At 59.8% G+C, this 7,972-nt stretch carries 7 protein-coding genes; 3 read left to right on the forward strand and 4 right to left on the reverse strand.

Annotated elements, in window-relative coordinates; translation table 11 throughout:
* Window positions 1-3 precede the first annotated feature (3 nt).
* The 3 genes from AB4Z20_RS26130 to AB4Z20_RS26140 form a co-directional block, all read right to left on the reverse strand.
* Window positions 4-936 (reverse strand): diiron oxygenase, encoded by a 933-nt coding sequence (locus AB4Z20_RS26130; RefSeq protein WP_253470803.1) that lies wholly within the window; start codon window positions 934-936, stop codon window positions 4-6.
* A complete protein-coding gene (locus AB4Z20_RS26135; RefSeq protein ID WP_253470805.1) occupies window positions 933-1,709 on the reverse strand; it encodes a DUF3050 domain-containing protein in 777 nt (258 codons plus the stop codon). The genes AB4Z20_RS26130 and AB4Z20_RS26135 overlap by 4 nt, the downstream gene beginning before the upstream one ends.
* 685 nt (window positions 1,710-2,394) lie before the next feature.
* Window positions 2,395-3,087 (reverse strand): GntR family transcriptional regulator, encoded by a 693-nt coding sequence (locus tag AB4Z20_RS26140; RefSeq protein WP_253470807.1) that lies wholly within the window; start codon window positions 3,085-3,087, stop codon window positions 2,395-2,397.
* Between the two features lie 271 nt (window positions 3,088-3,358).
* On the opposite strand from AB4Z20_RS26140, the gene lapG reads away from it, so the two are divergent.
* The 3 genes from lapG (at window position 3,359) to AB4Z20_RS26155 (ending at window position 7,561) form a co-directional block, all read left to right on the forward strand.
* Window positions 3,359-3,982, forward strand: coding sequence for a cysteine protease LapG (lapG, locus tag AB4Z20_RS26145; protein WP_408980851.1), 624 nt, complete (start codon window positions 3,359-3,361; stop codon window positions 3,980-3,982).
* Window positions 3,983-3,996: 14 nt separating this feature from the next.
* Entirely contained in the window at window positions 3,997-5,943 is a 1,947-nt protein-coding gene (gene lapD / locus AB4Z20_RS26150; protein ID WP_442090969.1) for a cyclic di-GMP receptor LapD, read from the forward strand.
* Between the two features lie 1,246 nt (window positions 5,944-7,189).
* Entirely contained in the window at window positions 7,190-7,561 is a 372-nt protein-coding gene (locus AB4Z20_RS26155; RefSeq protein WP_214512946.1) for a DUF6124 family protein, read from the forward strand.
* Between the two features lie 304 nt (window positions 7,562-7,865).
* On the opposite strand, the gene AB4Z20_RS26160 is transcribed toward AB4Z20_RS26155, so the two are convergent.
* Window positions 7,866-7,972: IS3 family transposase (locus AB4Z20_RS26160; RefSeq protein WP_442090604.1), on the reverse strand; the 107-nt coding region annotated here is incomplete at its 5' end.

A 7,972-nucleotide genomic window follows, 5' to 3' on the forward strand; every position in this document is an offset into this window, starting at 1 on the left:
TCCTCATGGAGTCAGGTAATCAGCGAGGGCGTCGCGTACGCAGGGGGACGCGAGCATCGAGCTGCTGCGGAAAAAGCGCGTGATGTTGCCCACCAACGGGTGAAAACGATTGATGGGGTAGGCCAGCGCACTGGCGTCTTCACGCAGCGCCTGGCGTACCGATTCGTCGACGGGCAGGTGCGCGATCAGCTCGAAGTCGAACGCTTGCTGCAGGTCGCTTGCCAGGTACTGGACGATGAACCCGGGCATCAAGCGCGCAATCGCCGCGCGGTCCTCTTCGGGCGCGGTGCGCCAGTAGATCTGCACCAGTCGCGTCCAGAAACCCGAGTGGCGACCCTCGTCGAGCAAGTGATCGGCCATCAGCCCCTTGATCGAGGCCTTGACCGAGTCGTCCCGGGCGAAGGCCGCCACTTCATTGGTCACGGTGTTCTCGGCGATGGCGATGCAGATCAGCTCCACGGCGCTGAGCAGATGTTCCGGCGCCTGAGCCAAGGTTGCCGGTATCGCGCGGCTGAGTTCGATCTGCCCCGGCAACGGGATCGGTGCGATGCCGGTCATGTCGATGGTCTGCTGCATGAAGTCCATCGCCACCAGCGCGTGATAATCCTCGTCCACCACCACGGTCATCGCGTCGTAGCGGCAAGCGAACGGGAATTCGATGCCGAAGCGGTTCTTGGCGATGCGGCGGGCGGTGTGGTCCACCAGTTCGGTCTCGAAAATCACCACGTCGTTGATGAACTTGTAGAGGCTCTGCACCAGCACAAAGTCGCGCAATTGCGGACAGTGGCTGAGGAAGGTCTGGCTGTGCACCAGTGGCTGGCGGCTCATGGGGAAGATCAGCTTGTCGTCGTCTTCGACCCGGCGCCGTGGCCGGGTACGGATCGTGGCGCGGCTTTCCCAGGCGTCGGCGAAGGATTGGTATTCGACAGCGTTCATGGCGTCACCTGTGCAACCGGTTGGGCCATGCTCTGGCGCAAGCCATCCCACAAGGCCGCGCGGCTGTGGACAGCGGCAAGCGCGGCGACCAGTACTTCGCTTTCGCGCTGCGGGTCGCCATCGATCAGTCGGGCCAACAACTTTTCTGCCGCTGGGCCATGGTCTTCGGAATCGACTTCGATGTGCCGTTGCAGGTAATAACGAAAGGTCGGCGCCTGATCCAGGCCAATGCCCCAAGCGTCGAGCATGCGCTGGAACATCTGCGGGATCACACTCTCGCGACCGTGCACGAAGGCTGCTGCCACACTGTGGGCCGGGGCGTGCAGAGCGGTGTGCAAGGTCTGGCGGACAAACCTTGCCGCCGCTGGTTCGACCTCGACGCTGTCGAGCGCGGTCTCGGGGCTGACGCCCTCCTGCTGCAGGGTGATGAATTGCTCGATCGCGCGGGTATCGGCACCGATTTCCCGCATGGCGTCCAGGTACAGTTCGAAGTGGCTGCAATAGCCTGCGCCGGGGCGCTCATCCGACTCTTCTCCCAGTACGATTTCATTGATCAAGCGAGCCGCTTGCGGGTCGGCCGGCGGCAGCCAGGGCAGGTGGACGCAGGTGAGTTCGCGTTGCAGCCGCTTGGTCAGCGACATGAAGTCCCAGACGGCAAAGACATGGCTTTCCATAAAGCGGCGTAACAGATCGATTGATGTAATCTCGGAAAAAACCGGGTGTTGGCCAAGTTCGTGTTTTTTTAGAGATAGTTGTTCTTTGGATGGCTGCATCGGAACGTCCTCATCAATGATATTTTGTCCGGAAGGTTGCTCGTTATTTAATTAAGGCGAGCGGGTGCCTGAACCGGAATCCATGAATTGCCCAAGGGGCTTAAGCATTCTCTTTTAATCGTGATTTCGGCTTTCGAGACCTGTATTTGCTTGGCTTGTCGCAAGTCGAAAGGGCCGCAAGTAACGCGGCGCATAAAAAACTAATACACCGAGCAAGTAAGTGGCAAGTATATTTTTTAATTATTTAAAGTTGGTGTTTTGTTGGGCGCGAAGAGGGCTTTTAAAACTTTTTATATAAGTTTTATTTGGGCGAAGAAGCTCCTTCCGATTTACGAGTATCAGAATCGAATAGTTCGAGTGAATGCCTCACTCGGAGCACTTCAGGGATCGGGGAGTTAAGAAATTTTATGTTATGGGCAGGACGTCGGTCGGACATCCGATCATCCCGCCGGTTGGACGACGCTCCTTGCGTATTGGCTTCGATTCGTCTGGCCTCAGCCAGGCGTTGACTTCTTCAGGTCTGTTTTGAATCGACAAGCGCAAGAGTGAGCCCAAATCGATGGCAGTGCCATTGAACTGATGGGACGACGAGTCGCGGCCACGGCCAAGCCGCGCCGCGCAGGCGACAAGTGAGTCGGAAGGATATGTAAGAAGTTTTTACGCCAGCTGGACCGTCGAGATGGGATCAAGGATTCGACGACTGTTCCAGATACCGGCGCATGGTGACAGAGGCTTTTTCCAGGTGCCGCTCCAGCAATACGACGGCTTTATCGATGTCCTTGGCACACGCGGCATCGAGCAGCGCGCGATGATCGTCCTGGCTCAACTTGCCCAGCCCCATGGATGACAGATGAAAGCGCAGGAAGCGCTCTTCTTCATTGAGCTCGCGCTCGATCAGGTCCAGCAGCTTGCTGTTGGGTGCCTTGTGATAAAGCGACATGTGGAACAGGCGGTTGAGCTTGCCGATCTGGGCGTGATCCGTTTCCGTTTCCAGCTGTTCGATGTACTGGGCGGCCAGTGTCAGGTCGTTGTCATCGAGCAGCGGAATGGACAGGCGCAAGGCGAACGATTCCAGGACCGAACGCAGGGCGTAGGTTTCTACCGCGTTGTTGGTGATCAACGGTGCCACTACGGCGCCCTTGTGCTGAACCACATTGAGCAGTGACTGTGCTTCGAGCTGGCGCAATGCCTCGCGCACCGGCATGCGGCTCACGCCGAACAGGTCGGCCAGTTCCTGCTGGCGCAGGGCAGTGCCGCAAGGCAGGCGTCCATCGAGGATGGCCTCGCGCAGAGACTCTTCGATGATCGAGCGTGCCTGGTCGGCCGGGATGGGGCCGTTGACCTGGATCGTGCTGAGTGGTTTGGGCTTCTGTGTCACGACAACGTACCCTGATTGGTAGTAAAAATTGGATCCAGGCACACGGTAGTTACAGGTTAGCGAACCGTCAAAGTCTCTCGACCGGAGGTTCCTGAACTAAAGTTTAGTCTGCATGCGGTGATTGCACCTTGCCATTGTCTTTTAGTGGGCCAGGCGTCACCATCCAACGAATTTCCAACGACCCTTTTCGGACGTATTTCCCTTGGCTGCACCGTTCCCTGTCCTCAGGTCCTTGCGCTGGCTGTGTTCGGCATTGTTGCTGGCCGGCCTGATGCTGGGTGGCTTGCAGGCTGACTGGGACTTTGCGCAGATCAGTCGGCGGGCGCAAGCGTTATATGGGCCGCTGGGCGAAGGGCAGCAACGGATCGACGCTTGGCAGCAATTGCTGGCGACCCAGAAACAGATCCCGGAACTGGAACAGCTCAAGGTGGTGAACCTGTTTTTCAACAAACAGGTGCGCTACGTGGAAGACATCGACCTGTGGCGCGAGGTCGACTACTGGGAGACCCCGATCCAGGCCCTGTGGAAGGGCGCTGGCGATTGTGAAGACTACGCCATCGCCAAGTATTTCAGCCTGCGTCATCTCGGGGTGTCCAGTGACAAGCTGCGCATCACCTACGTCAAGGCCTTGCGGCAGAACCGTGCGCACATGGTGCTCACCTACTACGCCACGCCCGAGGCGATGCCGCTGGTACTCGACAGCCTGATCGACGGCATCCTGCCGGCCAGCCAGCGAACCGACTTGCTCCCGGTCTACTCTTTCAATGCCGAAGGGCTGTGGCTGCCGGGCGCCAAGGGCAACAAGAAAGTGAGTGATACCAAGCGCCTGTCCCGGTGGCAGGATGTGTTGAAGAAAATGCAGGCCGAAGGTTTTCCGGTCGAGACGACTAACTAGGAGCGCGCGCTCAGATGTCCTTGTTCAAACAGCTGTTGATCGCTATCTGTCTGTTCCTGGTGGTTGCCTTCAGCGGCAGCTTCATGGTCAGCCTGGAGAGCTCGCGGACCCAGTACGTCAACCAGTTGCGCTCCCACGCCCAGGACGCTGCCACGGCGCTGGCCCTGTCGCTGACGCCGAACATCGACGACCCGGCGATGGTGGAGCTGATGGTCAGCTCGATCTTCGACAGCGGCTACTACGCCAGCATCCGCGTGGTCGACGTGGCCACCGACAAGACCCTCGTCGAGCGCACCGGCACGCCGGACGCCGGCAGCGTGCCGCAATGGTTCGTCAAGCTGATCGGCCTGGAACCGGCCGGTGGCGATGCCATCGTCAGCCGCGGCTGGGAGCAGGCGGCGCGGGTTGAAGTGGTCAGCCACCCGATGTTCGCCCTCGCCAAGCTGTGGCAGAGCGCGTTGGGCAGCCTGGGTTGGCTTTTGCTGTGTGGCGCCGTGAGCGCGGTGCTGGGGGCCTTGCTGCTGCGGCGCCAGCTCAAGCCGCTGGACTACATGGTGCATCAGTCCCATGCCATCGCCCGTCGCGAGTTCCTGAGCCTGCCAGAGCTGCCGCGCACGCCTGAACTGCGCCGCGTGGTGCAGGCGATGAACCAGATGGTCGAGAAGCTCAAGGCGTTGTTCCAGGAGCAGGCCGAGCGCAGCGAGAAACTGCGGGTCGAGTCCTATCAGGACAACCTCACGGGCCTGGCCAACCGGCGCTATTTTGAAATGCAGCTCAATGCCCGGGTGAGCAACCCGGAGCAGGCCAGTTCCGGTTATCTGCTGTTGTTGCGGGTCAAGGACCTGGCCGGTTTGAACCAGCGGTTGGGCGGGCAGCGCACCGACCAGTTGCTCCAGGCCGTGGGTGAGCAATTGCTGCGTGAGTGCGCGCGGTATCCGGAAACCCACAACCTGGTCACGCGTATTCGCGGCGGGGAATTCGCGGTGCTGGCGCCTGGGCTGGTACGCGAGGAAGCGCTGCAACTGGCGCAGAACCTTGAGGCTGCATTGACGAGCCTGCATGCGACCGGTGCGACGGATGTGGCGTCGGTGGCCTCCATCGGGCTGGCGCCGTTCGTCCATGGCGACTCGCCGCAAGCTGTGCTGCAACTCGGCGACCAGGCCCTGGCCCAGGCCGAAAGCCAGGGCGAACCGGGTTGGGCTTGCCTGGACCACAGCGCGTCGGCCAGTGTCGGTGATGATCACCATGCCTGGCACAATTTGCTCGATCAGGCTCTGAGTCATCAGCGCTTCGAACTGTATTTCCAGCCGGTGGTGGCCGCCCAGGACACCCAGGTGGTGCTGCATTACAAAGTGCTGTCGCGGCTGTTGGACGAGCAGGGCCAGACCATCCCCGCCGGGCGTTTCCTGCCTTGGTTGGAGCGCTTCGGCTGGACTGCGCGCCTGGACCGCTTGATGCTTGAGCAAGTGCTCAGGCAAATGGCCGGGCATGAGCAATCCCTGGCGTTGAACCTGTCTTCGGCGACCTTGGCCGATCCGCAGGCGCTGAACAAGATCTTTGAGATCCTGCGGGCGCATTCCAACCTTGGGTCGCGCCTGACCCTGGAGATTGGTGAAGAGCAACTGCCGGAGCAAGCGGTGCTGGAGCAGTTGACCCGGCGTCTGCGTGAGTTGGGCTTCTCCTTGAGCCTGCAGCGTTTTGGTGGGCGATTCAGCATGATTGGCAACTTGTCGCGGTTGGGGTTGGCTTACCTGAAGATCGATGGCAGCTACATTCGTGCGATTGATCAGGAGAGCGATAAGCGCTTGTTCATCGAGGCGATTCAGCGGGCGGCTCACAGTATTGACCTGCCGTTGATTGCTGAGCGGGTTGAGACGGAGGGGGAGTTGGCGGTGATTCGGGAGATGGGGTTGTTTGGGGTTCAGGGGCAGTTGGTGGGTGAGCCTAAGCGTTGGGGGTGAGGCTGGCTGTGTCTTTCTGACCGCGTGCATATCCATTCCTGCGGTAACGGCTGCTTAGGGTTCCGCCCTTACGGCGGGTCACTTTTGGAAGAGCGCCAAAAGTAACCAAAAGCGCTTTGCCCCACCACTCGGTGCCTCGCTTAGGCTCGGCATGCCCTCACTCCGGCATTGCTCCGTGGGCCGCCGCGAAGGGCCATCCATGGCCCAGCGCGGCTATCCCGGCATCCATGCCGGGATGCCCACTCCACAATGCCTGCGTTCGGCCAGCATGGTTAACGGGGCGCCGAGATCAACGTCCACCGCGAGGCGGCCTAGTAGCCGACCTGGTTCTTTCGGCCGTACTTCGATCCTATTGTGGGAGCGAGCCTGCTCGCGAAGGCGGCGGTACATTCAGCATTAGTGCAAGCAGACCCACCGCCATCGCGAGCAAGCTCGGCTCCCACAGGGATCGGCGGTGGATTACGGATCTTCTAAACGACCAAAAACCTGTGTGGGAGCGAGCTTGCTCGCGATGGCGGTGGTGGTAGTTCAGTCATATGGATGTCGGGCTTGCCGGCCTCATCGCGAGCAGGCTCGCTCCCACAGGAGAAACGCGGTCCGACCAAGAACCAGGTCGGCTATAAGGCCGCCTCGTGGTGGACGTTGATCTCGGGCGCCCCATTAACCACGCTGGCCGAACGTAGGCATTGCGCAGTGGGCAACCCGGCATGGATGCCGGGTTAGCCGCGCTGGGCCATGGATGGCCCTTCGCGGCGGCCCACGGAGCAATGCCGGAGTGAGGGCACACCGAGCCTAAGCGAGGTGCCAAGTGGTGGGGCATGAGCGCTTTGGTTACTTTCGCGCTTTTCGAAAGTGACCCGCCGTCAGGGCGGAACCCTAAGTGGCCGTTACCGCAAAAACGGATATACACCCCCTCTAAAAGTAACGTCCTAGGAGATTTCCTTCGAGTTGTAGCGAACTTGGTGAACTTGTCCGGCGTCAGCCTCGTGGCTAGTCTGGGTTTGTCACTGAAAAAACGGTGACACGGACGTGCAAGTCCGAAGAAACTGTTTAGGATGCGACGCTACATCGCTCAGGGGCTTTCTTCTGCCCACTGGCTTTATGGCGGCTGCACGCAGGAGATCCTTGGATCTGCTGGGTGTCCTAAACAGGCCCGGTCTTGCACACCTGCGTACGGCCGCCACCCTAATTCGCGTGCAAGCGAACGGTGACGGTTCCCAACTAATTACTGTTTAGGGTATTTCTCATGTTCAAGGTCACACCAAATCCGCCAGGAAGCCCTGGCAACGGCTCTGAAAAATCCTCGAAATCCAAAAAACTCGACGAAGCCGCCGAACGCGTCCTCGACTACTACCTCAATCCCAAACCAACCGATGAAGCCTCGGGAAAAACCCAAACCGCCCAACTCTTCATGGTCTCCCCAGACATCGACACCGAAACCCTCCTGGCCAATGCCTCCGAAGACTTGCTGTCCATCAGCGCCATCGCCGCCGACCTGGCTGATGACGTCGACGGCTCACGCCGCAGCGTGATCCTGGCGATCAGCCGAATGGCCGATGGGGTGCATTTGTTGGTAGAGCGGGCGATGGATCGGCTGGAGGTTCAAGCGGCGGGCTGACAGGCCTGCGGTGGATTGACCATTGCCATCGCGAGCAGGCTCGCTCCCACATTGGATCTGTGTCGAACCGAATATCGAGATCAACACCAATCAACTGTGGGAGCGAGCCTGCTCGCGATGGCGGAGGGTCAGTTTGCGGTGATGTTGGATACCCACAAGGTTTTTGGGTACTGCACGAACCTGTGGCGAGGGAGCTTGCTCCCGCTGGGTCGCGCAGCGGCCCCAAAAAAGCGATGAGCGCTGCGCACTCAAGCGGGAGCAAGCTGAGGTGGTCAACTTTTTCCGGACACCTCAATCGGTGTTTTCAGGCTGTTTGCCGCTCGTACTGATTGGGCGGCAAATAGTCTAACGATGAATGCATTCGTCGTTCATTGTAGAACCGCACAATGTAATCCGTGACGTCCTTGATTG

This window comes from Pseudomonas sp. KB_12, from assembly GCF_052114545.1.
Classification (GTDB): Bacteria; Pseudomonadota; Gammaproteobacteria; order Pseudomonadales; family Pseudomonadaceae; genus Aquipseudomonas; species Aquipseudomonas brassicacearum.

Excerpts from the sequence above, each read along its gene's own strand:
- AB4Z20_RS26130 (WP_253470803.1), bottom strand. The coding sequence starts at position 936 with ATGAACGCTGTCGAATACCAATCCTTCGCCGACGCCTGGGAAAGCCGC.
- AB4Z20_RS26135 (WP_253470805.1), bottom strand. The coding sequence starts at position 1,709 with ATGCAGCCATCCAAAGAACAACTATCTCTAAAAAAACACGAACTTGGC.
- lapG (WP_408980851.1), top strand. The coding sequence starts at position 3,359 with ATGCTGGGTGGCTTGCAGGCTGACTGGGACTTTGCGCAGATCAGTCGG.
- lapD (WP_442090969.1), top strand. The coding sequence starts at position 3,997 with ATGTCCTTGTTCAAACAGCTGTTGATCGCTATCTGTCTGTTCCTGGTG.
- AB4Z20_RS26155 (WP_214512946.1), top strand. The coding sequence starts at position 7,190 with ATGTTCAAGGTCACACCAAATCCGCCAGGAAGCCCTGGCAACGGCTCT.